At 62.3% G+C, this 25,392-nt stretch carries 24 protein-coding genes; 17 read left to right on the forward strand and 7 right to left on the reverse strand.

Features of this window, described 5'->3' with window-relative positions; all coding sequences use genetic code 11:
* The first annotated feature begins 25 nt into the window (after positions 1 to 25).
* Both B0G76_RS31715 and B0G76_RS31720 read left to right on the forward strand, forming a co-directional pair.
* On the forward strand, positions 26 to 1,684 hold the full coding sequence (locus B0G76_RS31715) for an ATP-binding protein (protein ID WP_120296944.1): 1,659 nt from the start codon (positions 26 to 28) through the stop codon (positions 1,682 to 1,684).
* 4 nt (positions 1,685 to 1,688) lie between these two features.
* On the forward strand, positions 1,689 to 2,396 hold the full coding sequence (locus tag B0G76_RS31720) for a response regulator (RefSeq protein ID WP_120295976.1): 708 nt from the start codon (positions 1,689 to 1,691) through the stop codon (positions 2,394 to 2,396).
* A 55-nt stretch (positions 2,397 to 2,451) separates the two neighbouring features.
* On the opposite strand, the gene B0G76_RS31725 is transcribed toward B0G76_RS31720, so the two are convergent.
* A complete protein-coding gene (locus B0G76_RS31725) occupies positions 2,452 to 3,390 on the reverse strand; it encodes a LysR substrate-binding domain-containing protein (protein WP_120295977.1) in 939 nt (312 codons plus the stop codon).
* A 132-nt stretch (positions 3,391 to 3,522) separates the two neighbouring features.
* Between B0G76_RS31725 and B0G76_RS31730 the strand changes: the two genes are divergently transcribed.
* The 6 genes from B0G76_RS31730 (at position 3,523) to B0G76_RS31755 (ending at position 8,365) form a co-directional block, all read left to right on the forward strand.
* Entirely contained in the window at positions 3,523 to 4,605 is a 1,083-nt protein-coding gene (locus tag B0G76_RS31730; RefSeq protein ID WP_120295978.1) for a tartrate dehydrogenase, read from the forward strand.
* 38 nt (positions 4,606 to 4,643) lie between these two features.
* A complete protein-coding gene (locus B0G76_RS31735) occupies positions 4,644 to 5,645 on the forward strand; it encodes a M14 family metallopeptidase (RefSeq protein WP_120295979.1) in 1,002 nt (333 codons plus the stop codon).
* 34 nt (positions 5,646 to 5,679) lie between these two features.
* Positions 5,680 to 6,024 carry a cupin domain-containing protein gene (locus tag B0G76_RS31740; RefSeq protein WP_120295980.1) on the forward strand — a complete coding sequence of 115 codons (345 nt, stop codon included), beginning with the start codon at positions 5,680 to 5,682 and terminating at the stop codon, positions 6,022 to 6,024.
* Between the two features lie 267 nt (positions 6,025 to 6,291).
* Complete coding sequence (locus B0G76_RS31745) at positions 6,292 to 6,444, forward strand: hypothetical protein (protein WP_183082184.1); 153 nt, start codon at positions 6,292 to 6,294, stop codon at positions 6,442 to 6,444.
* Between the two features lie 78 nt (positions 6,445 to 6,522).
* Positions 6,523 to 7,881, forward strand: a complete 1,359-nt coding sequence (locus B0G76_RS31750) for an MFS transporter (RefSeq protein ID WP_120295981.1) — start codon at positions 6,523 to 6,525, stop codon at positions 7,879 to 7,881.
* Positions 7,882 to 8,035: 154 nt separating this feature from the next.
* A complete protein-coding gene (locus tag B0G76_RS31755) occupies positions 8,036 to 8,365 on the forward strand; it encodes a hypothetical protein (RefSeq protein WP_120295982.1) in 330 nt (109 codons plus the stop codon).
* 18 nt (positions 8,366 to 8,383) lie between these two features.
* Here the strand turns inward: B0G76_RS31755 and B0G76_RS31760 are convergent, their stop codons facing one another.
* The 6 genes from B0G76_RS31760 to B0G76_RS43085 all read right to left on the reverse strand — a co-directional run bounded on the left by B0G76_RS31760 (position 8,384) and on the right by B0G76_RS43085 (position 14,949).
* Positions 8,384 to 10,354: a beta-galactosidase gene (locus tag B0G76_RS31760; protein WP_120295983.1), complete on the reverse strand. Its 1,971-nt coding sequence runs from the start codon at positions 10,352 to 10,354 to the stop codon at positions 8,384 to 8,386.
* Positions 10,355 to 10,391: 37 nt separating this feature from the next.
* Positions 10,392 to 11,243, reverse strand: coding sequence for a carbohydrate ABC transporter permease (locus B0G76_RS31765; protein ID WP_120295984.1), 852 nt, complete (start codon positions 11,241 to 11,243; stop codon positions 10,392 to 10,394).
* A gap of 19 nt (positions 11,244 to 11,262) precedes the next feature.
* Positions 11,263 to 12,168 carry a carbohydrate ABC transporter permease gene (locus B0G76_RS31770; RefSeq protein WP_120295985.1) on the reverse strand — a complete coding sequence of 302 codons (906 nt, stop codon included), beginning with the start codon at positions 12,166 to 12,168 and terminating at the stop codon, positions 11,263 to 11,265.
* Between the two features lie 66 nt (positions 12,169 to 12,234).
* The gene (locus tag B0G76_RS31775; protein WP_120295986.1) at positions 12,235 to 13,497 is read right to left on the reverse strand and encodes an ABC transporter substrate-binding protein; all 1,263 of its coding nucleotides are present in this window, start codon (positions 13,495 to 13,497) and stop codon (positions 12,235 to 12,237) included.
* 143 nt (positions 13,498 to 13,640) lie between these two features.
* A complete protein-coding gene (locus B0G76_RS31780) occupies positions 13,641 to 14,780 on the reverse strand; it encodes an ABC transporter ATP-binding protein (RefSeq protein ID WP_120295987.1) in 1,140 nt (379 codons plus the stop codon).
* A 25-nt stretch (positions 14,781 to 14,805) separates the two neighbouring features.
* Positions 14,806 to 14,949, reverse strand: a complete 144-nt coding sequence (locus B0G76_RS43085; protein WP_183082185.1) for a hypothetical protein — start codon at positions 14,947 to 14,949, stop codon at positions 14,806 to 14,808.
* 36 nt (positions 14,950 to 14,985) lie between these two features.
* On the opposite strand from B0G76_RS43085, the gene B0G76_RS31785 reads away from it, so the two are divergent.
* The 9 genes from B0G76_RS31785 (at position 14,986) to B0G76_RS31825 (ending at position 25,349) form a co-directional block, all read left to right on the forward strand.
* On the forward strand, positions 14,986 to 16,002 hold the full coding sequence (locus B0G76_RS31785) for a LacI family DNA-binding transcriptional regulator (RefSeq protein ID WP_120295988.1): 1,017 nt from the start codon (positions 14,986 to 14,988) through the stop codon (positions 16,000 to 16,002).
* 231 nt (positions 16,003 to 16,233) lie between these two features.
* Positions 16,234 to 17,706 (forward strand): NAD-dependent succinate-semialdehyde dehydrogenase, encoded by a 1,473-nt coding sequence (locus B0G76_RS31790; protein WP_120295989.1) that lies wholly within the window; start codon positions 16,234 to 16,236, stop codon positions 17,704 to 17,706.
* A 285-nt stretch (positions 17,707 to 17,991) separates the two neighbouring features.
* Entirely contained in the window at positions 17,992 to 19,341 is a 1,350-nt protein-coding gene (locus B0G76_RS31795; protein WP_120295990.1) for an MFS transporter, read from the forward strand.
* Between the two features lie 57 nt (positions 19,342 to 19,398).
* The gene (locus B0G76_RS31800) at positions 19,399 to 20,616 is read left to right on the forward strand and encodes an acyl-CoA dehydrogenase family protein (protein WP_120295991.1); all 1,218 of its coding nucleotides are present in this window, start codon (positions 19,399 to 19,401) and stop codon (positions 20,614 to 20,616) included.
* A gap of 43 nt (positions 20,617 to 20,659) precedes the next feature.
* Positions 20,660 to 21,196, forward strand: coding sequence for a 4-hydroxyphenylacetate 3-monooxygenase, reductase component (gene hpaC / locus B0G76_RS31805; RefSeq protein WP_120295992.1), 537 nt, complete (start codon positions 20,660 to 20,662; stop codon positions 21,194 to 21,196).
* A gap of 2 nt (positions 21,197 to 21,198) precedes the next feature.
* A complete protein-coding gene (locus B0G76_RS31810) occupies positions 21,199 to 21,915 on the forward strand; it encodes an EthD family reductase (RefSeq protein ID WP_120295993.1) in 717 nt (238 codons plus the stop codon).
* Positions 21,916 to 21,944: 29 nt separating this feature from the next.
* A complete protein-coding gene (locus B0G76_RS31815) occupies positions 21,945 to 22,886 on the forward strand; it encodes a LysR family transcriptional regulator (RefSeq protein ID WP_120295994.1) in 942 nt (313 codons plus the stop codon).
* Positions 22,883 to 23,782: a LysR family transcriptional regulator gene (locus B0G76_RS31820; RefSeq protein WP_120295995.1), complete on the forward strand. Its 900-nt coding sequence runs from the start codon at positions 22,883 to 22,885 to the stop codon at positions 23,780 to 23,782. Before B0G76_RS31815 ends, B0G76_RS31820 begins: the two co-directional genes overlap by 4 nt.
* Before the next feature lie 244 nt (positions 23,783 to 24,026).
* On the forward strand, positions 24,027 to 25,349 hold the full coding sequence (locus tag B0G76_RS31825) for an MFS transporter (protein WP_120295996.1): 1,323 nt from the start codon (positions 24,027 to 24,029) through the stop codon (positions 25,347 to 25,349).
* The last annotated feature ends 43 nt before the right edge of the window (positions 25,350 to 25,392 follow it).

Below are 25,392 nucleotides of genomic sequence, written 5' to 3' on the forward strand. Positions count from 1 at the left end.
CTCGCGCGTGCGGCTGCAGCACCGAATGACGATGCGCTTTGGCATTACCTGGAAAATGTTCCTCGCGGTGTTAATCGCATGCCTCGCGATTTCCCTAACTATGGGATACGCCTTGCGCGTGAGCTTCGAAAACGGTTTCCTGCACTATGTTCGGGAACGCAACGCCGGGCGCATCAAAGCCGTCATGGCGAAGGTTACGAGCGAATACGCCGCTCACGGCAACTGGAATTTCCCGCGGGAGCATCCCGACGCATGGCTCGCGCTGCTGGACGGCGCCGCCCACGACGCCCTGCGCGAAGAACTCGCCACCGCGCAGTTAGGCAAGTTGCCAGGCTGGCGAACCTTCCCGGGGAGCGGCAGCGTTCAACAACTGCTCGGCCCGCTCTCGGGCGCGTCGGAAGGACCGCACTGGGGCATGCGCCTTCCGCCCGCACCGCCACCCAACCAGGACATGGCGATGGATCGTGACCGTGTGTCGGCGAGCGGTGTCGCGAGCAGCGACAGTCGCTATGACCGGCCGCCTCCACCTGCCTCTTTGGCGTCTTCTCCCGCTTCGCCGTCGCGTGACAGCATGGTTCGCGACACGCCGCCCGAGGGGCCGCCCGTCACGCTCTACGACGCCAGTCACGAACTCGTGGCGAACACCGGTCAGCCTCCGCCGCCCGGCAGCACGATGCGACCGGTTGTCTACAGCGGCAAGGTCGTGGGCTGGCTTTCCGTGAACGGGCCCGACACTCTTTCGGACGCTGCGGACATCGCATTCCAGGCGCAGCAGAAGCGCTCGACCCGGGAAATCGCGGGCGTGGCCGTCGTGCTCGCGGCGCTAGTCGCGCTGATCCTCGCGCGTATCGTTCTCGCGCCGATCAAGCGCTTGATGAACGCAACGCATCGCCTCGCCGGCGGCGACTACACGACACGGGTGCCGGCCGGAAGACGCGACGAGCTTGGCCGGCTGGCGGGCGACTTCAACGTATTGGCCGATCCGCTGCAAAAGGCTGAACGCTCCCGGCGCGATTTCATTGCGGATATCTCCCACGAGCTGTGCACGCCGCTCGCCGTACTCCGTGGCGAACTGGAAGCCATCGAAGACGGCGTGCATGTGTTCAACCGCGATTCGCTCACCTCGCTGCAAACCGGAGTGAACATGCTCAACAAGCTCATCGAAGATCTCTACGAGCTTTCGCTGAGCGATGTCGGCGCACTCAGCTATCGCAAGACGCCGACTCACGTCGGGCAACTGGCGCGGGCTTCGATCGAGGCCATGCGGGAGTCGTTCAAGGCGAAGCGAATCGAGCTCGACCTGACCTGCACGCCGGAAATTGCCGAGACAACTTTCGCGGTCGACCCCGCTCGTTTCGTACAACTTCTGAAAAACCTGCTGCAAAATTCGTTGCGCTATACCGATCCGGACGGCCGCGTACATGTGTCGCTTTCGCAGAGCGGCAACGGTTGGCAACTTGACGTGCAGGACTCGTTGCCCGGCGTGCCCGGGGCCGCGCTCGACCATCTGTTCGACCGCTTCTATCGGGTGGACGAATCGCGCAGCCGTCAGAACGGTGGCGCGGGCCTCGGCCTCTCGCTGTGCCATGCGATTGTGACGGCGCATGGCGGTACGATCGACGCCAAGGCCTCGCCGCTTGGCGGCGTCTGGATCACTGCCTGTTTTCCGCCGGAAGGAGACTGACTTCATGACCGAAGGGCGCCCTTCGCACATCCTGATCGTCGAGGATGAACCCAAGCTCGCCGCCGTGCTCGAAGCGTATTTGCAGCTCGAGGGTTTCGCCACCACGATCCTCGACGACGGCCATCAGGTCATGCCATTCGTTCGCTCGACGCCACCGGCGCTGCTGCTCGACCTCATGCTGCCCGGGCGCAGCGGCATGGATATCTGCCGCGAGCTACGGCAGTTTTCGGCCTTGCCCGTCATTATTCTGACCGCGCGCATCGACGAAATCGACCGTCTGCTGGGTCTCGAGATCGGTGCCGACGATTACGTCTGCAAACCGTTCAGCCCGCGCGAAGTCGTGGCGCGCGTGAAGGCGATCCTGCGTCGCGCAACGCCTGCCGCCGCGGCTGCAACTGCGGCTGCGGACGGTTCGCCACCAGCGCCACAGGGTCTCGAAGTCGACGAGCAGTTTCATCTGGCTTTACTCGACGGCAAGGAACTCAAACTCACGCCGCTTGAGTTGCGCCTTCTCGCACTGCTGATGAAATCGCCGGGACGCATTTTTTCCCGCGACTACCTGCTGAGTCATCTCTACGCGGATCATCGCGTGGTCACCGACCGCACCATCGACAGCCATATCAAGAACCTGCGCCGCAAGTTGCAAGGCGCACGGCCGGACAGCGAGCCGATCGCTTCCGTGTACGGGGTGGGCTACCGTCTGGAGATCTGATCGATACGGCGGGTCGCGCCCTGAGGTCTTCAACCGACGCTAGCCACGTTCGAACTCAGCTCACCTCACCCGCCGCCGTCTCCGACGGCGGGCTCCATTGCGCGAATTCCTCGCTCAGAAAGTCGACGCACACCCGCACCTTCGCCGATTGCGCAAGCCGCGCCGGGTATACCGCCCACAGGTTCGCGGGTTGCGTGACCTCGGGAAGAATTTGCTGCAACTGACCACTGTCGAGCAACGGCCGCACGTCCCACATTGAGCGCAGCACGATCCCGCGTCCGGCCAACGCCCATTGCACGGCCACTTCGCCGTGATTGGTGGAAAGCGGCCCGGTGACCTTGATCGACACCGTTTCGCCACGCACATTCAAGCGCCACAAACCGAACGGATGGTCGCGCTCCTTGATCGCGAGACATGCATGCGCGGACAGATCGGCAAGTTGCCGCGGCGTGCCATGCCGCGCGAGATAACCGGGCGACGCGCACAACACGCGATGATTCGACGCGAGCCGCTTCGCGATCAGGTGCGGGGCGATCTCGTCGCCGATCCGGATATCGAGGTCGAAGCCTTCACCGCCCACGTCCACGAGACGGTCGAACAGATCGAGCCTCACGCTCAATTGCGGATACCGATCGGAGAAGCGGGCCAGCGCGGGCGCCAGGAAACGGCGGCCGAAACCGAAGCTGCTGGAGATACGCAGTTTGCCGCCGGGAATGCGGCGCGTGGTGGAGACGTCTTCCACCAGCTGGTCGACGTCGTCGAGAATCTTTTCGGCCCATGTGTAGACGCGCTCGCCGGCCTCCGTAATCGCGACGCGCCGTGTGGAACGATGCAATAACCGCGTGCCAAGCGTAGTCTCGAGCACATTGATGCGTTTGCTGACGTAAGCCGCGGACACCGACAGCGCCTCCGCCGCCGCGCTGAAACTCGATTTGCGCGCCACTTCACAAAACACGCGCAAATCGCCGAGATCGGGTGACGGGACGGCATTCATAGGTTTTCCGTTTATACACGAATCGTGCACAGTGGCTTAACTGAAGCGACTATTTTAAGCTCAAACAGCAGGAATAAAATAACCGCAATCGAAACGTTGAAACGTTGAACGCCCTAATGGAGGAGCAGGAACATGTCGAAGACCTATCGGATTGCGGTCATACCCGGCGACGGCATCGGTGTCGAAGTGATGCCGGAAGCCATTCGCGTGCTGGACACGGTGAAAAAGCGCTTCGGCATCGAACTGGAATATCAGCACATTGAATGGGCGAGCTGCGATTACTACGCCCAGCACGGCAAGATGATGCCGGACGACTGGAAAGCCCAACTGCAATCGGCCGACGCGATTCTGTTCGGCGCGGTCGGCTGGCCCGACACCGTGCCCGACCATATCTCGCTGTGGGGCTCGCTGCTGAAATTCCGGCGCGAATTCGATCAGTACATCAACTTGCGCCCTGCGCGCCTCTTCGCCGGTGTGCCTTCGCCGCTCGCGGGCCGCAAGGCGGGCGACATCGATTTCTGGATCGTGCGCGAGAACACCGAGGGGGAATATTCGTCGGTAGGCGGCGTGATGTTCGAAGGCACCGAGCGCGAGTTCGTGCTACAGGAATCCGTATTCACGCGGCACGGTAGCGAGCGCGTGCTGAAGTTCGCGTTCGATCTCGCGCAACGGCGCGAACGCAAGAAGATCACCGTGGCCACGAAGAGTAACGGCATTGCGATCAGCATGCCGTGGTGGGACAAATGCGCGGCCGGTATCGCGGCGCAGTATCCGGATGTGACGTGGGACAAGCAGCACATCGACATTCTCTGCGCGCGCTTCGTGCTGAATCCGGACCGCTTCGACGTGGTGGTCGCCACCAATCTGTTCGGCGACATCCTCTCCGATCTCGGTCCTGCTTGCACGGGCACGATCGGCCTCGCGCCGTCGGGCAATCTGAATCCGGATCGCAAGTTTCCGTCGCTGTTCGAGCCGGTGCACGGTTCGGCGCCGGATATCGCCGGCAAGAACATCGCCAATCCGATCGCGATGATCTGGTCGGCCGCGATGATGCTCGACTTCCTCGGCAATCACGAAGGCAAGGAACGCGAGGCGCATGACGCGATTCTCGCGGCGATCGAAGCGACGCTGATCGAAGGCCCGCATACCGGCGACCTCGGCGGCAAGGCGAACACCACCGAAGTCGGTCAGGCGATCGCGGCAAAACTCGCCTGAGCCTGTTGATCCCAACCTACTCGCGAGGACACTTTCGAATGAGCATGGAAGCCTATCCCATTGAAGTCGAATTTCCCGATATTTCGGTGCACGAACAATCGTCGTCCGGAATTGCCTACGTTCATACGTTCGACTCGGGCGTGCCGGGACCGCATGTGATGATCAACGCGCTCACGCACGGCAACGAAGTGTGCGGGGCGATCGTCGTCGACGAACTGCTGCGCCGTGGCTTTAGACCGCGTCGCGGATGCCTCACGCTCGGCTTTGCGAACGTCGCGGCCTATCGGCGCTTCGATCCTGCGAAGCCCGATGCGGCCCGCTTCGTCGATCAGGACTTCAATCGCGTGTGGACCGCCGCAATGCTCGACGATACGTCGCGCACGTCGAGCGAATTGGCCCGCGCACGCGAAATACGCCCGGTGATCGACACGGTGGACATGCTGCTCGATCTGCATTCGATGCATGAGAAGAGCAAGCCGCTGATCGTGGCCGGACCGCTGCAGAAAGGCATCGACCTTGCGGTGTGTCTCGGCACGCCCGCCACGGTGATCTGCGACGCAGGTCATCCCGAGGGCCGCCGCATGCGCGATTACGAAGGCTTCGGCTCGGCGGACAGCGCGAAAAACGCGCTGCTGATTGAATGCGGACAACACTGGGAACAGAGCGCGGTCGCCGTGGCGCGCGACACGACCGCGCGCTTTCTGCTGCTCGCCAGCGTGATCGACGAAACCGATCTGCCGGACGGCTGGCTGGCGCCGCTGCCGCCCGCTCAACACATTGTTCGCGTGACGCAACCGGTGGTCGCGACCAGCATGGATTTTCGTTTCGCGGCGCCGTACACCGGCCTGGAGATCTTTCCGGATGCCGGCGCGGTGATCGGCTGGTCGAACGGCGAAGCGGTGGTCACGCCGTACGACAACTGCATGCTCGTGATGCCGTCGCTGCGGCAGTTGCGCCCGGGCGTCACCGTCGTGCGGCTGGGCAAGATCGAACAAACCGTCACGAACGCAAACACGAGTTTCAATGCGGCCGGCCGATGAATCGGCTCCCACACATTCAAAAGGTAACGTGACCATGAAGGTTCAAAGCATCAAGCAAAGCGTGAGTCTGCAGAATCTGGAGGACTGGGGCACTGCGGGGCTGCCCGGCACAACGCCGCTTCAGGTGTCGGGCGTGCAGCGCGTGATCAAGGGCAGCGAATCCATCGACACCGGCATTTTCGAATGCACGGCGGGCACGTATCGCCGCTCGGTCAAGCAGGCCGAGGTGATGCATTTCCTCGCGGGGCGCGGCCGCTTCACGCCCGACAACGAAGAAACCGTCCATTTTGAAAGCGGCGACACGCTCTTTTTCGAAGCCAATACAGAAGGACTTTGGGAAGTCGAGGAAACCATGCGAAAGGTTTATGTGATCTTTTGAGCGTTGCCCTCCGCACTACTCCGAGCGTCGCTTCCCGGCGCTCGCCCCCACATCTCGCCCTGCCCCAAGCCGTATTCCCGGCGCACCCCGCGTCGCGGCATCTCGTACCGCCCCCCGCCGTTCCTTTGCTCCGTCCAACTTGATAGGCAACCGCAACATAGTCGGGTAATCCCGCGTTGCCCCTCGTTGTCAAACTACTTACGATCCTAGATCGTTCGCATAAAGAATCGTAGTTCTATATACGAACAAAACGGATAGGCGCTGCAAGTGTTTCAGCGCACCCGCAACAACACGCTCGGCATGGCGGGTTCGGGCCGCCTCATCACAGCCACGGCGACTTTCGGTGACGGCTTGCAGAGTATGCCGTCGTCATTGCGCAGCCAGTTCGCGGCCGGCGTAGGCATCGTGCACCGCTTCTAACCAGCGTACGATCGTAAAAGAAAGGAAGGCTCGTTACGACGAACCTTCCCATGTTCTGCATGCAGTCAGGAGACCACCATGAACCGCAGCACCGCTGTGAACGTTCAAACGTTTATCAACGACCATCCCTTCTCGCCGTTCCAGTGGCTCATTTTTTGCATGTGTTTCACCATCGTCCTGCTGGACGGTTTTGACACGGCCGCGATCGGCTTCATTGCCCCTTCGCTGATCGCCGAATGGGGCATTACCCGGCCAGCGCTCGCGCCGGTGCTCAGCGCGGCGCTGTTTGGCCTCGCGTGCGGCGCGCTCGGTTCGGGGCCGCTATCCGACCGGCTCGGCCGGCGCTCGATGCTGCTCGGCTCGGTGCTGCTGTTCAGCGTGGCCTGCTTCGCCTCGGCGTTCTCGGACAGCATCGAACACCTGACGATATTGCGCTTCATCACCGGCGTCGGCCTCGGCGCGGCCATGCCGAACGCCGTGACCATGATGGGCGAATACTGCCCGGATCGCCGCCGTGCGACCGTGATCAATCTGATGTTCTGCGGCTTTCCTTTGGGCGCGGCCTTCGGCGGTTTTCTCGCTGCGTGGATGATTCCGCACTTCGGCTGGCGCAGCGTGCTGCTGCTCGGCGGTATTACGCCGCTGGTGCTGCTGGTCGTGCTGGTGCTGAAGATGCCGGAATCGGTCCGCTATATGGTGGCTAACAACAAACCGGTCGAACGGATCCGTGCGGCACTCGCGCGCATTTCGAGCGAAGCGGCGCAGGCCGGCAGCTTCGTCATGACGGAAACCGCGCCGCAAACTGGCGGCAAGGGCGCGAGCGTGGTGCTCTCGCGTTCGTACATCGTCGGTTCGGTCATGCTGTGGATTGCTTACTTCATGGGCCTCGTGATCTTCTACGCGTCGATCAACTGGATGCCGATTCTGCTGAAGGACGCCGGACTCACGCCGCAACGCGCGACGCTGATTTCCGCGCTGTTCCCGCTCGGAGGCGTGGGCGCCGTGCTGTGCGGCGTGCTGATGGACCGCTTCAACGCCAACCGTATCATTGCGGCCTGCTACGCGCTGACCGCGGTGAGCGTGTACTTTATCGGCCAGGCCGTCGGCAATGTCGGCGCGCTGGTGTTCATCGTGTTCGTGGCGGGCGTGCTGATGAATACCGCGCAATCGTCGCTGCCGGCGCTTGCCGCCGCGTTTTACCCGACTCAAGGCCGCGGCACGGGCGTGGCGTGGATGCTGGGGATCGGCCGCTTCGGAGGGATCGCGGGCTCGTTCCTCGTGGCCGAGCTGACGCGCCGCCACTTCACGTTCGGCGGCATCTTCGCGACGGTCGCGGCGGCGGGTTTGATCTCGTGCGTAGCCTTGCTGATCAAGCAGGCGGCACGGCCGCATGTGGCGCCACAGGCTGGCGCGAAAGCGGAGTCGTTTGGACATTGAACCGGCTATCCGCCACGAGCGGGTTAGCGAGCACGGGCAGAAAACGTCTGGCCTCGCTTCCCGCTAAACTACCCGGCTATTTGATTCGTTCGGTTGCCGCGATGGAGTACCGCCGCGGCTGCACCGTTAACCCTTCAACGCCGGGATTCTAGTCATGAAACGCGTAGTTGTATCGGCAGTGCTCGCGGTGTGCCTCGCGCAGCCGGCCATTGAAGCCGTTGCACAAACTGTCAGCGATCAATGTTTTGCGATCGGCGATATCGCCGGCCAGGTGGCTTCGTGGCGTGCTCATCAGAAAACCAAAGAGCAGGCGCTAGCTCAGGCGGCCAGGTACTACAAGGGCGAATCCGACCGGCAGGCGGTCGGCGCCATCATCGAAAAGATCTACAGCCCGAACGCCCCTCACATGACGCCCGATCAGGCCAGCATGGCGTTCACCTCGGACTGCGCGAAGCAGCAGAAACCGCAGGCACCCGCGCAGTAGTGCCTGTTGTCCGCACGGCTAGTTCGCCGCATTCCTCCACGCGCAGACATCGCCGGCTTTCAACAGTGACTGCCCCAGCACAAACGTCGCATTGACCGGTGCGGGCGCCTGTACCTGCTCCGGGCCGAAGTTGAACGCGAAGGTCAGATCGCCGCGGCGGCGAATGCGCAGACCCTCAGCCAGCAATTGCGTCTCGATGCCCGCCTGCTTCGCCGCCTGCTGCAAAACCGTGCAATGCAACGCGTGCGACAGCCACCCCGCCACATAGCGAACCCTTCCGTGCGCGAGGATCGCCGGCCACGTGTCGTCGAATTGCGCCTCGACGGTCGTCTCGCCATTGGCCCGAACATGCTCGCGCCAATGCATCGCGACACCTTGCGTGTCGCCAATCGAAAGCGCCGGCTTAAGCGTTGGGCGCAGCGTTTCGACTTCGAGCACCTGCATCGGCAGCACGTGTTGCAACGCCCCGGGCGGCAAGCTCGACGGAATGGCAAAGGTCGCCGTCTTCGAACCGCTCCTTGGGCCGAACACCCATTGCGCGGAACTCCGCTCGATCTGGTCGACGAGCGTGCCATCGATCACGGCAATGCTCGGCACCACGACCAACCGGTACTGCGACAGATCGGCCTTGCTCGACACGATATCGACGTCGAGACCGAGTTCACGCAGCGCCTCGTAGTAGTCGAATGCCAGCGTCTGATAGTCGAAGGTTTTGCCGTGACGCTGAATCTCGAACATCCATTGCGTCTCGTAGTCGAACACGAGCGCGGTGGTCGCACGCGCCGGCGCACCGAGTCCCGACAGTGCCGCGGACGAGGCAATTTCGCGCGCCGCCTGCTGCACTTCGAGGCCACCCGGCGACAGTTCGTTGTTCGGCAGATTGAGCCCGGAATGCATCTGTTCCTGCGCATACGGACACTGACGCCAGCGGAAATACGACACCAGTTCCGCGCCATGCGCGAACGCTTCGTAAGCCCACAGCCGGACCATGCCCTTCGCGGGTACCGGATTCCACGACGCCCAGTTCACCGGACCTGCCTGTTGCTCCATCACCCAGAAGCGGCCGGCGCCGATCGCGCGATAGCGGTCATGATCGAAAGCGGAAACGTCAGGATGCGCGGTGCGCGCGTAACGCGCCTTCTGCTCGTCAGGCAGTGCGATCGATTCGGTGCGAGCGATTGGATAGCTGTCCCATGCCGCCACGTCGAGCGCGTTGTCTTCGGCGAAACGGTAGTGGTCGAAGGTCGTGAAGAAACCCATGAAGTTATGCAGCAGATCCGCCTCGGGGGCGTACCGGCGCAGCACATCGATCTGCTCGCGATGAAAGCTCGCCACCTCGTCCGACATGAAGCGGCGGAAGTCGAGCAGATGGATCGGATTGGCATCGGTGGGTGTGAGGTTAGGCAGGCCGATTGCCTCGAACGAGGGATACTCCATGCTCCAGAACACGTTGCCCCATGCTTCGTTCAACGCATCGACGCTTTCATGGCGATGCCGCAGCCACGCCTGAAAGCGCGCCTGCGCAGCGCTCGAATAGCTCGGCACAGTGTCGTGGCAGCCGAGCTCGTTATCGGTCTGCCACGCAACAATAGAGGGATGCCGCCCATAGCGCTCCGCCATCGCGGTGACAATGCGTACGCACTCACGTCGATAGGATTCGCTGGAAATATCGTAGTGGCGACGCGAGCCGAAATTCCAACGCACGCCGTCCGCGCGCACCGGCAACACGTCAGGATACGCCTCGATCAACCACTTCGGCGGCGACGCAGTCGGCGTGCCCAGAACCAGCTTCAGTCCCGCGGCGGCCAGCGTCTCGACGGCTTCATCGAGCCAGCCCCAGGCGAACTCGCCGGCGCGCGGCTCCATCCGGCTCCACGCGAATTCCGCGATCCGCACATGGGTGATGCCGAGTTCGACCATACGTTTTGCGTCGTCGGCCCACATCGAGCGCGGCCATTGTTCGGGGTAGTAGCAAACACCAAGTTGCATGAGAAAGTCTCTTTGTTAGATGACGGAATCCGGGCGATCAGCCCTTGCTTGCACCGAAAGTCAGGCCGGCGACGAAATGTTTCTGCATCAGGAAGAACATCAGCACGGAGGGCAAGGCGGCGAGCACCGAGCCTGCGGCGACGAGATTCCACGCCGTCGTCCATTGGCCCTTGAGCGCGGCGACACCCACCGTGATCGGTGCGGCTTCGTCGCCCTGCGTGAGACACAGCGCCCAGAAGTAGTCGTTCCAGACAAACGTGAATACGAGGATGCCGAGCGCGGCAAGCGCGGGTCGGATCAGCGGCAACACGATGCGCAGGTAGATCGTCCATTCGCTCGCCCCTTCCACGCGCGCCGCCTCGATCATCTCGAACGGCAACTGCTTGATGAAGTTGCGCAGAAACAGCGTGCAAAACCCGGTCTGAAACGACACATGAAAAATCACCAGCGCCCACACGCTATTGAAGAGACCTACTTTCAGCGCCATGTCGCGTACCGGGATCATCAGAATCTGGATCGGCACGAAGTTGCCCGCGACAAATGCGAACAGCACAGCGGTATTGCCCGGGAACCGGTAGGTCGCCAAGGCAAAGCCCGCCATCGACGCCAGCACGATCGCGCCAATCACGGACGGCACCGTGATCAACACACTGTTGCCGAAGTAATGGAGCATCGGCGTTTGCGTGAGCGCCGTGCCGTAGTTTTCGATTAACGCGAAATGCCTGGGCCAGCCCCAGTAGTCGCCTTGCGACAACTCGTCCGAAGAGCGGATCGATGTGACCAGCACGGCCAGCATCGGCAGCAGCCATACCAGCAGCGCGAGCGGCAAAGACGCTTTGTACAGCGCGCGATTGAGCGGTTTCCAGCGTTCGACGGGAAGTGGATACATGGCACGTAACTCCTGGAAATCAGTGTTCTTCGCGCAGCATGCGGCGCAGATGGAACACGATGTAGACGAGCATGATGGCGAACAGCACGACGGCAATCGCGGCGGAATAACCTTCGCGGTAGTACTTGATCGCCTGGTCGTACATGAAATAGGCAAGCACGGTTGAGCTATCGAAGGGACCGCCGCCGCTCATCACCGCGATCAGGTCGAAGCTGCGCAGCGCGCCGATCACGGTCAGCACCACGGCCATGAACGTAGCAGGCCGTAGTTGCGGAAGAATCACGTGCCATAGCAGACGCACGCCTTTAGCGCCCTCCATGCGCGCCGCCTCGACCACTTCCGGATTGATACCGGTCAGCCCGGTGAGATAGAGCACCATGCAGAACGGCGTTTGCGGCCACAGCGCGGCGAAGATGATGCCGAAGGTCACCGTGTGCGGATCGCCGAGCACAGGAATGCCATGACCGACGATCAGTTTCAGCAAGCCGAAGCCGGGATCGTAAAACCAGCTGAACACGAGGCCGACCACCACGCCCGATAGCACGAATGGCGCGAAAAACAGCGACTTCACGACCCGCATGCCACGGATATGCTGGTTCAGATATAACGCGAACAGCAGCCCGAGCGGCGGCGCCAGCAGGAACAGCGCGAGCCAGATCAGGTTGTTCTTGAGCGCCGTATAGAACGTGTCGGCATGAAACAGTTCGATGTAGTTGTCGAAGCCCGCGAACGTCTTCGGCGTCATGCCGTCCCAGTTATAAAAGCTGAGCGAAATGCTGCTGATGACCGGGTAGATCACGCACAGGCAAAACAACGCACAACCCGGCAACAGAAAGAAAAGCGCGGCGCGGTGCTGATGACGGCGCGTTGTCGAGACGTGCCGGTGCTGAGCCGCCGGCAAGCGGCGCGCTACGGATTGAGACATGATCGGGCCTCGTCGGAGATCGAAGGCGAGCGCCAGCGGTTGTTACCTGTCTGGCGCTCCGGAGACTTACTTCTTGTAGATGCGCTTGCGCGTCGCTTCGAGGTGCACGAGCACGGCGTCGAGTTGCGATGGATCGCTGTAGAACTGCTGCATCGCCTTCATGCCTTCGTCGGCCATTTCCTTCTGCATGTCGCGATCGTAAAACTGCGCGATGCCGCCCTTCGTGTTGGCCAGAGTCTGGAAGCCGACCTTCGAAATCGGATCGTCAGGTTCGGCCGCCAGACTGTTCGACGGCAGCGTTCCCCAGCCCTTTGCGAGATCGGCGTTGATCTGCGGCTGTTCCATGAAGGCAAGCAGTCTGCGGGCATCGGCCTTGTTTTTCGCTTTCGCCGGAATCAGCAGCACGTTGACCGGACCGTCCTCGGCCATCGGCACGTTCGCGTCGACTACCGGGAAGCGGAAGAAGCCAGTTTGCGGTTTGACCGATGCCGGAATGCTCGCCGAGAAGAACGTGCCCATCAGCATCATCGATGCCTTGCCGCTCACGAGAAACGGCGCAATCGAATCGAGGTCGTAGGAGAGCACGTTGTCGATGAAGTAGTGATCGTCGATCAACGTCTTCCACGCGGTGTAGACCTTTTTAACGCGCGCATCGGTGTATGGAATTTCGCCGGCCATCAATTGCTGGTGGAAGGCGTTGCCGTTGATGCGCAGGTCGAGATAGTCGAACCACGCGGCAAGCGTCCAGCTATCGCGCGCGGCGACCGCGATCGGTGCAACACCGCTTGCCTTGAGCTTCTTGCAGGCGTCGAGAAATTCATCCCACGTTTTCGGTTCGCCGTTGATACCGGCCTTCTCGAACAGATCCTTGCGATAGAAGAAGCCATAAGCGTCGTAACCGAGCGGCGCGGCATACTGCTTGCCCTTATACGTCGATGCTTCCTTCACCGACGCATATTGCTGCGACCAGCCGTTCTTGCTCCAGTCGGACGACAGGTCTTCGAGCAGGCCGCGTTGCGCGTAATACGCCATCCGCTCGCCGTCGTGCCACGACACGACATCCGGCGGATCGGTGGCGAGCCAGCCGCCCATCTGCACCTTGTACGCTTCCTCGGTGATGTAGGTCACCTTGAGATCGACGTCGGGATTGGCTTTCTTGAACTTGTCGAATGCATCCTGCCAGGTCGAGCGCTGATTGCCGCGCGCCGATACATTGACGCTCAGCGTGGCCGCGTCGACCGCGTCGGCCGCGGCGCAACAGAGCGCGCCTGCGACCAGAGCGGCGGCAATCGACGCGTGAGCCAGACGGCGAAGGCGAAGAGAATTCATCTTTTGTCTCCTTGACTACCTTGTTGGCTGACAGCGGATCGCTGCCAGACGATGTACCCGCTCTGTGGCGGAATAGGGTTGGGTGAATCCGGTGGCGCCCTTGAACCCTCAGAACCTTAGATTTCCTGATTATTTTTTACGCCTCAAGCGGCGACTCTCTCAGGCCAGAACGAGCTGCGTCGCAATGCAACACCCTCGGCATCGAACAGATGACACGCGGAAGGCGGGACGTGAATGCAAACGCGCTCGCCCGAACCGATCGGCGTATCGCCGGCGGCCTTGGCGATGAGCGTGCCCGCCTCGTGATCCGCGTGAATATAGCTGTGCTCGCCGAGCCGCTCGGACAGCACCGTGACGCACTGAATGAACTGTTCGTCTCCATCCAGACGCAAGTGTTCCGGGCGCACGCTGAGCGTGACGGGTTGGCCGCGCTGAAGACGCCGGCCGTCGACATTCGCGATCAACCGTTCGCCGCTTTTTGTTAGCGTGACCGCTACCCTGCCCGCTTCGATCGAATCGACCACCGCATCGATGAAATTCATTCGCGGCGAACCGATGAAACCCGCCACAAAACACGACTTCGGATGGTGATACAACTCGAGCGGCGCGCCGGTCTGCGCGATGCTGCCGAAGCGTTCCGCGTCCGCGCCTGCGTACAGCAACACGATTCTGTCGGCCATCGTCATCGCCTCGACCTGATCGTGGGTCACATAGACCACGCTCGCGTTCGCGAAGCGCTGGTGCAGGCGAGCGATTTCAACACGCGTCTGGCCGCGTAATGCGGCGTCGAGATTCGACAGCGGTTCGTCGAACAGGAACACGCCCGGTTCGCGCACGATCGCCCGGCCGATCGCGACACGCTGCCGCTGGCCGCCCGAAAGCGCTTTCGGATAGCGATCGAGGAACGCGTCCAGTTGCAGGATGCGCGCGGCTTCGCGCACTTTCCGGTCGATCACGTCCCTGGGTTGTTTCGCGAGTTTCAAGGCGAACGCCATGTTGTCGAACACGGTCATGTGCGGAAACAACGCGTAGCTCTGGAACACCATCGCGACGCCGCGCCCGGCAGCGGGCACATCGTTGACGAGGCGCCCACCAATGTGCAACTCGCCATCGCTCAGGTCTTCGAGACCGGCGATCATTCTCAGCAGGGTCGACTTGCCGCAACCCGAGGGCCCCAGAAACATGCAGAACTCGTGCTGCGCGATCTCGAGATTCGCGCGCCGGATCACCGGCGGATGGTCACCGTACGACTTCTGCACGTTCGTAAGACGAATCGTAGCCATGCTTCCGCCTCCCGGATTTAATCGCTTAAATTTCTATGAAAAATAAACGGCCAGCTCTTGTGCAGCAGGCATTTAATCGCTTAAATTCGAGTTCGATGGAAAAAGTCATGGTGGTGTTGTCTCCTATGTTTTCCAGCAAGTTATCAACGTCGCCGGTCGCTTGCAACATTTGAATCGCACTCCCTGAATATGGGATAAACAGAACATGGTCACCCTTTCCGAAGTAGCAAAGCGCGCGCACGTTACCGCCGCCACCGTTTCCAATGTCCTGCGCAATCGCGAGAAGGTCCGCGCGGAGACGGCCGAACGCGTACTGAAGGCCATCGCCGATCTCGGCTACCGGCCCAACCTGAACGCGCGCGCGCTGGCGGAGGGCCGCTCGTCGACCCTGGCCTTGATGCTGTCGAACATCTCGAACCCGTTCTACCCCGAGTTCGTGTTGGCCGCCGAGCGCGCGGCACGCAAAGCGGGATACTTCCTGATGGTTTGCAATACTGACGATGACGCGGAGGTCGGCCGTGCGTATCTGAACCAGATTGCCGGCACGCTCGCGGACGGTGTCCTCGTGATGAACACGGACATCAAGTTTAACGAATTGTGCGCGTCCGCCACGCACAGCGCGCCGATCTTGCTGGCGATGTGGGAACACCCGGAGGCACCGCCCGCGCTGCCTTGCATCGCCGTGGATTTTGCGCACGCGGGCGCGCTCGCCGCGAGGCATCTGCTGGAACTCGGCCACCGCGAGATCGGCCTCCTGATCGGCGACGGTTGCGGCGGTTTGCAGGATGCGCGCTCCAATGGATTTCGGGCGGTGATGCGCGAGGCAGGGATCGAAGCGGACGCCGCCGCGGTGCTGCAGATCCGCGACTCGATCGACGCCGGCTACGCCGCCTGCATGCAGTTGATGGCGAACCGCCCTCACCTCACCGCGATTTTCGCGACCAACGATCTGCTGGCGATCGGTGCGGCACAGGCGTTGATCACGCTCGGCCGATCGGTGCCGAACGACGTGTCGGTCATCGGCATCACGGACATTCAACTGGCGCACCAGGTACACCCCGCGCTGACTACCGTCGCCATTCAAACGGCGGCTGTCGCGGAGTTGTCGATCGAAAGCCTGATCCGTTTGATTCAGGCGCCTGAACAGCAGCCCTCGATGGAGCTTGCGCCGCCGCCGCAACTCATTGTGCGGGCGTCCACGGGGCCACGGCGCATGAGTTGAGGCGCGGGTTTGGGCGTACAACGGGTCGAGGTCGCGCAACATGGCAGTCGCCAGCCGCCCTCTGTTCCCGCAAGGCTGGCGTCACCTCATATTCAGCAGAAAATGCTGCGTGGGCCTGAAAAAAACGCTCCACGCGCTGTGAAAGCCTCGATTCGCGATTTCATCGACCGTCACGCGCGAGTAGCATCGAAGCATCGATCGGCCTGATTTGAAATCTGAAGGAGCAACCCGATGTCTCTCGCCTTGACCCGCAATGAACTGATTCGCCCGCACAATCTGATCGACGGCAAGTGGACCGACGCCGCCGACCACGCGCGCTTTCCCGTCACCAATCCGGCCACCGGCGAACTGATCGTCGAAGTCGCGAACAGTGGCGCTTCGGACGCGCGCGCCGCCACCGACGCCGCGGCCCGCGCGTTCCCAGCATGGCGCGACAAGCTGCCGCGCGAACGCGCTGAGATTCTGCGCCGCTGGCACGCGCTGATCGTCGCCAATATCGAAGACCTCGCGAAGCTGATGTCGACGGAACAAGGCAAGCCGCTAGCGGAAAGCCGTGGCGAAGTCGCCTACGGCGCCTCATACGTCGCGTGGTTCGCCGACGAGGCAACACGCATCTACGGCGATCTGATCCCCCAGCAACAGCGCGGCAAACGCATGAGCGCGGTGAAGGAACCGGTCGGCGTGATCGCAGCGATCACCCCATGGAATTTCCCGCTGGCGATGATTGCACGCAAGATCGCGCCCGCGCTCGCCGCCGGGTGCACGGTCGTGGCCAAACCCGCGGAAGACACACCGCTCACCGCACTCGCGCTGGCAGCGCTCGCCCAGGAAGCCGGTCTGCCGGACGGTGTGCTGAATATGCTGTCGGCTTCGCGTGAGCAAGGCATTGCGGCGGTCGCCGACTGGCTCGCGGACGCGCGCGTGCGCAAGATCACGTTCACCGGTTCGACGCCGGTCGGCAAGCATCTCGCCCGCGAATCGGCGGGTACGCTCAAGAAGCTCTCACTCGAATTGGGCGGCAACGCGCCCTTCATCGTATTCGACGACGCCGATCTCGACGCCGCCGTCACCGGTCTGATGGCCTCCAAGTTCCGCAACGGCGGCCAGACTTGCGTGTGCCCGAACCGCGTCTATGTGCAAGCCGGCGTGTACGTGCGTTTTGCCGATCTGCTCGCGAAGCGCGTCGCCGCGCTGAAGGTTGCGCCCGCAACCGATCCGGGTGCACAGATCGGCCCGATGATCAACGAACGCGCGATCGATAAAATTGCACGCCACGTAGAAAACGCCGTAGAACACGGTGCAAAAGTGCTGACAGGTGGCAAGCGCCTGACCGAATTCGGCCCGAATTACTATGCACCGACCGTGCTGACCGACGTGCGGGACGGCATGCTGCTCTGTTGCGAGGAAACCTTTGGCCCGGTGGCGCCGCTGTTCCGCTTTGATGAGGAAGCCGAAGTGATCCGCCTCGCTAACGACACGCCCTTCGGCCTCGCCGCCTACTTCTACACGCAGGACGTGCGGCGCATCAATCGCGTGGCCGGTCAGCTCGAGGCGGGTGTAATCGGGATCAACGAAGGCGCCGTGTCGAGCGAGGCCGCGCCGTTCGGTGGCGTGAAGGAATCGGGCTACGGCCGCGAGGGCTCGAAATACGGTCTCGACGACTACATGTCCATCAAGTATCTCTGCCAGGGCGGCCTGGATTAACACGCTCCCGCACTGTCCCCGATCTGCCTCCCGACGCTCACACCTCGCCTGATTGGAGGCGTGAGCGTCAAGTCAGCATTCCGCTGCTGACTTCAATTTCCGCTGTACGCCGCCCCCCCCTCCATCGTCATGCACGCGATTCATGACGCGCATTTTTGTCCCTAATTTGACCGGGTTTTCTCGCGGCCCTATGGTTCGGCCATGCCTGCCGGATTCGTAGCGCCGCTCTCGCCGATCAGCATGGCCGGGACGCGGACCCCTCAACCTCGTGACTTTCCCCATGCCATGAACTCTGACGCGACCGCCGCTCTCACTCCCCTATCCGCCCTACGGCCATCCAGCAAGGTTCGTCGCGCGGTGACGACCGCGGTGCTCGGCCAGATCCTCGAATGGTATGACTTCTTTCTCTACGGAACCGCCGCCGCACTGGTGTTCGGCAAGCTGTTCTTTCCGGTCGGCAGCGATCCGCTGACGGGCACGATCGCGGCGTTCGGCGGGTTCACGGTGGGCTTTATCGCGCGGCCGATCGGTGGCGTGCTGTGCGGCCATATCGGCGACCGCTACGGTCGCAAGACCGTCATGATGCTGACGCTGCTGGTAATGGGCACCGCCACCGTTTGCATGGGTCTGCTGCCGACTTACCAGCAGATCGGCATCGCGGCACCCGTCATGCTGGTTCTGTTGCGCATCTTGCAGGGCCTGGCGGCGGGCGGGGAATGGAGCGGCAGCATTCTGATGATTCACGAGAGCGCGCCGGCATCGAAGCGCGGTGCGCTGGCCGCATGGAGTCCGAGCGGCGCGGCATTCGGCTTCGTGCTCTCGACCGCTGCCTTCCTGCTCGTGCAGACGCTCTCACCTTCCGACTTCCATAGCTGGGGCTGGCGCGTACCGTTCCTCTGCAGCGCCGTGCTGGTGGTGCTCGGCCTATGGATGCGCCGCTCCGTCGACGAAAGCGCGGAATTCGCCGAAGTGAAGGCCACACACCGCGACAGCCGCATGCCGATTATCGAAGTGCTTCGCCAATGCCCGCGCGAAGTATTGACGGTGTTCGGACTGCGTTTCGGCGAAGGCGCCGCATCCTACATCTTCTTCGCGTTCTCGATCGCCTATAGCCAGTTCGTCGGCATCAAATCAAGTTGGGTGCTGGGCGCCCTGACCTTGTCGATGCTGTTGATGATCCCCGTTTCGCTATTGATTGGACGCCTAACCGACAAGATCGGCCGCAAACCCGTCTATCTCGCCGGCGCGATCGCCATGGTGCTGGTCGCGTATCCGTACTTCACGTTGCTCGGCTCCGGCGTGCTGTGGAAAGTCATCGCGGCGTTCGTGCTCGCCAACAGCATTACGCTCGGCATTCTCGAAGGCGCACAGCCCGCCTTCATCAGCGAATTGCTGCCGGTTCATCTGCGTTTCTCGGGTCTGGGTATCGGCCGCGAAATTTCGTCGGTACTCGGCGGCGGGCTCTCACCAATGGTGGCGACCGCGTTGCTCGCCCATTACCGCAGCGCCGCGCCGGTTGCCATTTACCTCGTCGTGCTCGGCTTGATCACCGTGCTCGCGACGTGCCTCGCGCCCGAAACCTTCCCCAAAGCGCTGCGACTTCAGGCGCAACGCAAAGAGCAGGACAACGCCTGACGTCCAGCCGACGCCACGTCAGCCCAAACCCCTCATTCATTTCCATACGTTGTCATCATGCAAAGCCTTCAGAGAAGCAGTCTTTCGACATACGCCTACGAACCTCACGCAATCGGTCACGCCGATTCTTATCCTGAGTACGCAGGTCCGCTTACGCTCGACGCGCTGATCGCCGAGATCGAGCGCCGCCGCGACGAATTCGATCAGGTGTCTCACGTTTCGCGCGACATGGTGGCGAAGATGAAACGCGCGGGGATTTTCCGCGCCAGTACGCCGCAGCGTTTCGGCGGCGACGCGCTGCCGCCGCCGCAATTCCTGCACATCCTCGAACGCATTGCCATCGCAGACGGCTCGACCGCCTGGGTCGCCGCGTTCGGCTCGGCGAACACCTATCTCGCCGCGCTGCCGATCGAAACGCAACAGCACATTTACACCACTGGCCCGGACCAGGTCTTCGCGGGCGGACTCTATCCGCTGCAACCGGCTACAAAGGTGTCCGGCGGCTTCACGGTCAGCGGCCAATGGCGCTTTGCGAGCGGCTGCAAGGGCGCTGACTGGATCGGCGTCGGGATCGGCGGCACACCGGCCGATTCGGGCAATGCGGGCGCAGGCAAACCGTTCACGGCGGTATTTCCCGCCCATGAAGTCGAGATCGTCGAGAACTGGAACGTGGTCGGTATGCAGGGCACTGGTAGCCACGACTTGCGATTGCACGACAAATTCGTCGATGCGCAATGGACTTTTGTGCGCGGCGGCCAGCCGTTGATCGATGAACCGCTCTACCGCTATCCCGCTGTCGCCTACCAGGCGCAGGTGCACGCCGTCGTCAACATCGGCCTCGCGCGCGCGGCGCTCGATCTGCTCACGGGCATGTCCGACTCGACCAAGACCACCACCGGCGCGCCGCGTCTCGCGGACCGCGGCTACTACCGCTCGGGTCTTGCGAAAGCGGAAGCCAACTGGCGCAGTGCTCGCGCGTTTTTCTACGAATCCGCCGAGGCCGCGTGGCAAACGATCGTCGCCGGCGACCCCGTCACGCAGGAACAGGCCAACCTGCTGCGCCTGAGCGCAACGCACGCCGCGCAAGTCTGCGCCGAGGTTGTGATGCAGGCTTACCAGATGGCAGGCGTTGCCGCGATCTATCGGGAGAACCGGCTCCAGCGTCTGGTGCGGGATTCGATCGTCGTGACGCAGCACGCGTTTCTCGGCGAAGGGACGTATGACGCATCCGGCGCGCTGTTCGCGGGCGTGCCACCGGTTACGCCTTATCCCTGATGCCACAGACGACCCCGCACTCCACCACCACGAGGCAAACAACATGACGATCGACGACACCAGAAAGCGTTTCCGCGACGCCATGGCGTGCCTGCCCGCCGCTGTCAACGTCATCACCACAGACGGGCCAGGCGGCCGCTGCGGCATCACGGCGAGCGCGGTGTGCTCAGTGACGGACGCGCCGCCCACGATGCTCGTCTGTATCAATCAGGCGAGCTACGCCCACGACGTGCTTCATCGCAACCGCAACGTGTGCATCAACGTGCTCGCCGCCGAGTACCAGGATCTCGCGCGCGATTTTGCCGGCATGACAGCGTGTTCGATGGAGGAAAGGTTCGGACGCCATGCATGGGCCAACGGGCAAACTTCCGTGCCCGTTCTAGCGGATGCCATTGCGAGTCTGGAAGGCGAAATCGTCGACATCAAGACGGTCGGTTCGCACTCCGTCATGTTCGCGCAGATCCGGCACATTGCGCTGCGATCCGATGGTGACGGGCTCATCTATTTCGGGCGGCAGTTTCATCGCCTGACGCGGCCGGTGGCGGCAACATCGTCCGTTCACGCGCCTACCGCGAGGTAAATGTGGAGGTCTGTTTATTTCTATTCGTCCACTGCGACGACGAGAGTCCAGCGCGGCCGCCTATCGACCCGTCGTTGCTCGAAGCGGCATCGCGTGAAGTACAAGGGCTAACGCGTTTCGTGGTCCATCTGCCCGCGCAATTGCCCGATAGCGATCCTCTTTCGAAGCCCCAAACTTCGATCCCTTGCTGCGCGCTGCAATGGTATTTCGACGACCTCGGCTTGCTCGAAACGGCGCTGCAACCCGGCGGCGCCATGCAAGCAATCGTGAATCGCATAGCCAACGCTACCGAAGCCAACCTCACCTTCGCACAGCAAGCAATGGCAGTCAGGCCATTCGCCACGCCGAATCCGAACGACGCCAGGCATCGTACCGAACGCTGCACCTACCTCGTCAGCTACGAAGGCGAAGCGGAAGATTTCAACGCCTGGCTGACGCACTACCTCGCCCATCATCCACCGCTGATGGCGCAACTGCCCGGCATTCGCGAGCTGGAAATCTACACGCGGCTCGATTTCCGGTCCGGCCTGACTATTCCGCGCGCCACCGCCATGCAGCGCAACAAGGTCGTCTTCGACGATCCCGAGGCGCTCGCCGCGGCGCTGAGCTCGCCGATCCGCGCGCACATGAAGCAGGATTTCACCGCGTTTCCGCCGTACATCGGACCCAGCCCCCATTTCCCTATGCGCAGCATTTACGGTAATCTGAAACCGACATAAACGTCTTTCATTGCCGCGATCCGAACGTCATGACAAAGTCGCACCCCGGCATTACGGATTTAAATCTGCTGCGCGTGTTTCTGGCCATCTCCGATCTGCGCAGCCTGACTGCCGCGGGCGAGCGACTCGGTCTGACGCAACCGGCGGTCAGCCATGCGCTGCGCCGTTTGCGCGTTCTGTTTGACGACCCGCTCTTCGTTCGAACGCCCACCGGCATGGTCCCGACCGACGCCGCTTTGCGTCTGCACGCGCCCCTTACCCAAGCGTTCGGGATCATCAACGTGGCGGTCCAGCAACTCGCGAAATTCGACCCCGCCACCGCGCAACGTGTGTTTCACGTTTCCATGTCGGACATGTCGGAGTTCTATTTTCTGCCGCCGCTTCTCGCCATGCTCGACCGGGACGCGCGCGGCATCCACATCGAGATCGCGAACGTCCCGGTCGACGCGGTCAGCACCGCCATGCGCAGCGGCAAGATCGATCTGGCACTGGGCTACGTGCCGGGCCTCGATGCGGGTTGCGTGAGCCAAACCCTCTTCGTCGACGAACATGTTTGCGTGGTGCGGGCCGGCCACCCGCTACGCAAACAGAAACCGACCAAGGAAGACCTCGCGGGCTTGCGCTACGTCTACGCAAGCACCAACGCAACCGGGCACAGGATGGTCGAGCAATGGCTGGAAGAACTGAATCTGCGCAGGGATATCGTGTTGCGCCTGCCGCATTTCGTGGTGGCGCCCGAGATCGTTCAACATACCGATCTCGCGGTGATTTTCCCAAGGAGCATTGCGCAGCGCTTTAACCGCAACAAGGCTTTTCGCATTCTGCCGTTGCCGTTCTCGCTGCCGCCCATCGAGATTCAGGTCCATTCGCACTCGCAATTCTCGGCGGACGCGGGCATTGTATGGCTGCTCGATGTGATTTACACCATGTTCCATCAGCCGCCGGCCGGCGCAGAGACGAGACGGATGTGAACCTCAGGGCTTTACAGTGCTTCGTGATCCTGGCGGAGGAGCTCAATTTCAGCCGCGCCGCCGAGCGTTTGCATATCGCGCAGCCCGCGCTCAGCCAGCAGATCCGCTCGCTTGAAGAGCGGCTCGGCACGCAGTTGGTCGATCGGGCAAGACGCCCGCTGAGTCTGACCGAAGCCGGCCACTATCTCTGCACGGAGGCGCGTCAGATACTGGGTTCGCTGGAACAGGCGAGCCTTGCGACGCAGGAAATCGCCCTCGGCCGGCGCGGCTGGCTCAGCATCGGGTTCACGCGCTCGGCTATGTACAGCATCCTGCCGCCCGCGCTCAAGGCGTTTCACCACGCATTCCCGCAAGTCGAACTCAAGCTCTTCGAGATGCTCACCGAGGAGCAAACCGACGCGTTGCGCGACATGCGTATTCACGTCGGCATCGGGCGGCAGCCGCTCGCGATCGATGGCTGCACGTCCTATCCGCTGCTGCGCGAGCGCGTCATGGTCGCGCTTGAACCGGGTCACCCGCTCGCCGCGCACAAAACCGTGCGGATTGCCGATCTCGCCGATACGCCGTTGATCCTGTATCCGAAGCACCAGAACGCCCAGTTCAAACGCTCAGTGCAAACGCTCTATCGCGATGCGGGCGTGACCCCGGTCGTCGCTCACCAGGCCTATGAAATTCAGACCGCGATCGCGCTCGTGGCGGCGGGCCTTGGCGTCACGTTCATCGGCGAATCGGTGGCACGGCATGGGCGCACCGACGTCGTGTTCCGCCACCTCTCCGGTCCCGGTTCGTCGTACCGATCGACGCTCGCGGCCACCTTTCGCACCGACGACGCGTCACCTCACCTGCGTGCGTTCCTCACCTGCCTCCCCGCTCCGCTTGCTGACGCCGCACTATAAGTAAAAGCCTATACAAGCATAAGGAAGCGGTCTTGGACGCCGCGTCCGGGCGTTCTTATCATTGACTCCATGCTTCAGCCACCGCCCGTTCACGAGCGCATCAGCACTTGCGGACATGAGCGGTGGCCCCTGAAGCGCGGCCGTCAACTGCGCGGCCAGTGGGACACTGCCGGCGCTCGATCCGGCAGGCCGACCATAAGAACGCCGCCACGGCTTTAGCCGTCGCAGCAAGGTAGGAGACAGCATGACCTCATTTAACGAAGCCGCAACCATGCGAAAAGTGTACGGGCGATTAATGCCCCTGCTCTTCGCGATGATGTTCTTCAACTATCTGGACCGGATCAATATCGGTTTCGCCGCGCTGGACATGAACAAGCAACTGGGTTTCAGTCCGGCCGTGTTCGGTTTCGCGGGCAGTATCTTCTTTGTCGGCTACATGCTGCTGGAAGTGCCGAGCAATCTGTTGCTGCACCGGGTCGGCGCGCGCCGTTGGATCGCGCGCATTCTGCTGACGTGGGGCGCGGTCGCGGCGGCCACAGCCTTCGTTTTCAACGATTCGAGTTTCTATGTTTTGCGCTTTCTGCTGGGTGTGATGGAAGCAGGCTTTCTGCCAGGCGTCGCGGTTTATCTGACCAAATGGTTTCCGGTGCGTTACCGGGCGCGCGCGGTGGGCGGCTACATCATTGCGGGTTCGTTTTCTGCGGTGCTGGGCGGTCCGATCTCCACGACGCTGATGACCTACGCCAACGGCGTGCTCGGTTTGCAGGGATGGCAATGGATGTTCATTCTCGAAGGACTCCCGGCCATGGCGCTCGGTCTCCTGACGCTGCGCGTCATGACCGAACGTCCGGCCGACGCCACCTGGCTTTCCGACGACGAAAAGCGCTGGCTCGAATCGACGCTCGCCGCGGAACGCGAGAGCGTTGGCGGCAATACCCATTTTCCGCTACTGCGCGTGGCGAGCGACATCCGCGTATGGAGTCTCGCCTGTCTGTTCGGCTGCGCGCTGGTCGGCATTTATGGCCTGTTCCTGTGGTTGCCGCAGATCGTCAAGAGCTTCGGTCATCTGAACAATATCGAGGTCGGCTTTCTGTCCGCCGCGCCGCCGCTGCTTGGCGTGTTGGGCACCTTCCTGACCAGCCGCAGTTCCGACCGCACAGGCGACCGCAAGAAGCACCTCGCCTTCGTGTACGGCATGAGCGCACTGGCGATTGCCGGCAGTGCGTATGCGCCGAACCCCGTGATCGCCTACGCGCTGCTGTGCCTGACCGGTTTGTTCATCTATGCGGGCAATCCGCTGTTCTGGAGCCTCGCGTCGTCGTTCAGAACCGGCACCGCGGGTGCCGCGACGATCGCGTTGATCAACACCATTGCGCAGTTCGGCGGTCTGGTCGGCCCCTGGAGCATCGGGCTGGTGCGCAATGCGACCGGCAACTTCAAGCTGGCCTTGCTGACGATCGCAGCGTTTCTGGTGGTGGCGACGATCATTGCGCTGGTGATGCGCGTCACGCCAGCCGAAGAAGAAACGACCTCGCTTGCGAGCGGCGACCCCGCTCCGCGCACCTGAAAGTACCGACCGGCGAAGTAGCGCATGGACAACGCGGACAGAT

Source organism: Paraburkholderia sp. BL23I1N1 (assembly GCF_003610295.1).
Classification (GTDB): Bacteria; Pseudomonadota; Gammaproteobacteria; order Burkholderiales; family Burkholderiaceae; genus Paraburkholderia.

Bases quoted from the DNA above. Each gene is read 5' to 3' on its own strand.
- B0G76_RS31715 (WP_120296944.1), top strand. From the start codon at position 26: ATGACGATGCGCTTTGGCATTACCTGGAAAATGTTCCTCGCGGTGTTA.
- B0G76_RS31720 (WP_120295976.1), top strand. From the start codon at position 1,689: ATGACCGAAGGGCGCCCTTCGCACATCCTGATCGTCGAGGATGAACCC.
- B0G76_RS31725 (WP_120295977.1), bottom strand. From the start codon at position 3,390: ATGAATGCCGTCCCGTCACCCGATCTCGGCGATTTGCGCGTGTTTTGT.
- B0G76_RS31730 (WP_120295978.1), top strand. From the start codon at position 3,523: ATGTCGAAGACCTATCGGATTGCGGTCATACCCGGCGACGGCATCGGT.
- B0G76_RS31735 (WP_120295979.1), top strand. From the start codon at position 4,644: ATGAGCATGGAAGCCTATCCCATTGAAGTCGAATTTCCCGATATTTCG.
- B0G76_RS31740 (WP_120295980.1), top strand. From the start codon at position 5,680: ATGAAGGTTCAAAGCATCAAGCAAAGCGTGAGTCTGCAGAATCTGGAG.
- B0G76_RS31750 (WP_120295981.1), top strand. From the start codon at position 6,523: ATGAACCGCAGCACCGCTGTGAACGTTCAAACGTTTATCAACGACCAT.
- B0G76_RS31755 (WP_120295982.1), top strand. From the start codon at position 8,036: ATGAAACGCGTAGTTGTATCGGCAGTGCTCGCGGTGTGCCTCGCGCAG.
- B0G76_RS31760 (WP_120295983.1), bottom strand. From the start codon at position 10,354: ATGCAACTTGGTGTTTGCTACTACCCCGAACAATGGCCGCGCTCGATG.
- B0G76_RS31765 (WP_120295984.1), bottom strand. From the start codon at position 11,243: ATGTATCCACTTCCCGTCGAACGCTGGAAACCGCTCAATCGCGCGCTG.
- B0G76_RS31770 (WP_120295985.1), bottom strand. From the start codon at position 12,168: ATGTCTCAATCCGTAGCGCGCCGCTTGCCGGCGGCTCAGCACCGGCAC.
- B0G76_RS31775 (WP_120295986.1), bottom strand. From the start codon at position 13,497: ATGAATTCTCTTCGCCTTCGCCGTCTGGCTCACGCGTCGATTGCCGCC.
- B0G76_RS31780 (WP_120295987.1), bottom strand. From the start codon at position 14,780: ATGGCTACGATTCGTCTTACGAACGTGCAGAAGTCGTACGGTGACCAT.
- B0G76_RS43085 (WP_183082185.1), bottom strand. From the start codon at position 14,949: ATGTTGCAAGCGACCGGCGACGTTGATAACTTGCTGGAAAACATAGGA.
- B0G76_RS31785 (WP_120295988.1), top strand. From the start codon at position 14,986: ATGGTCACCCTTTCCGAAGTAGCAAAGCGCGCGCACGTTACCGCCGCC.
- B0G76_RS31790 (WP_120295989.1), top strand. From the start codon at position 16,234: ATGTCTCTCGCCTTGACCCGCAATGAACTGATTCGCCCGCACAATCTG.
- B0G76_RS31795 (WP_120295990.1), top strand. From the start codon at position 17,992: ATGAACTCTGACGCGACCGCCGCTCTCACTCCCCTATCCGCCCTACGG.
- B0G76_RS31800 (WP_120295991.1), top strand. From the start codon at position 19,399: ATGCAAAGCCTTCAGAGAAGCAGTCTTTCGACATACGCCTACGAACCT.
- hpaC (WP_120295992.1), top strand. From the start codon at position 20,660: ATGACGATCGACGACACCAGAAAGCGTTTCCGCGACGCCATGGCGTGC.
- B0G76_RS31815 (WP_120295994.1), top strand. From the start codon at position 21,945: ATGACAAAGTCGCACCCCGGCATTACGGATTTAAATCTGCTGCGCGTG.
- B0G76_RS31825 (WP_120295996.1), top strand. From the start codon at position 24,027: ATGACCTCATTTAACGAAGCCGCAACCATGCGAAAAGTGTACGGGCGA.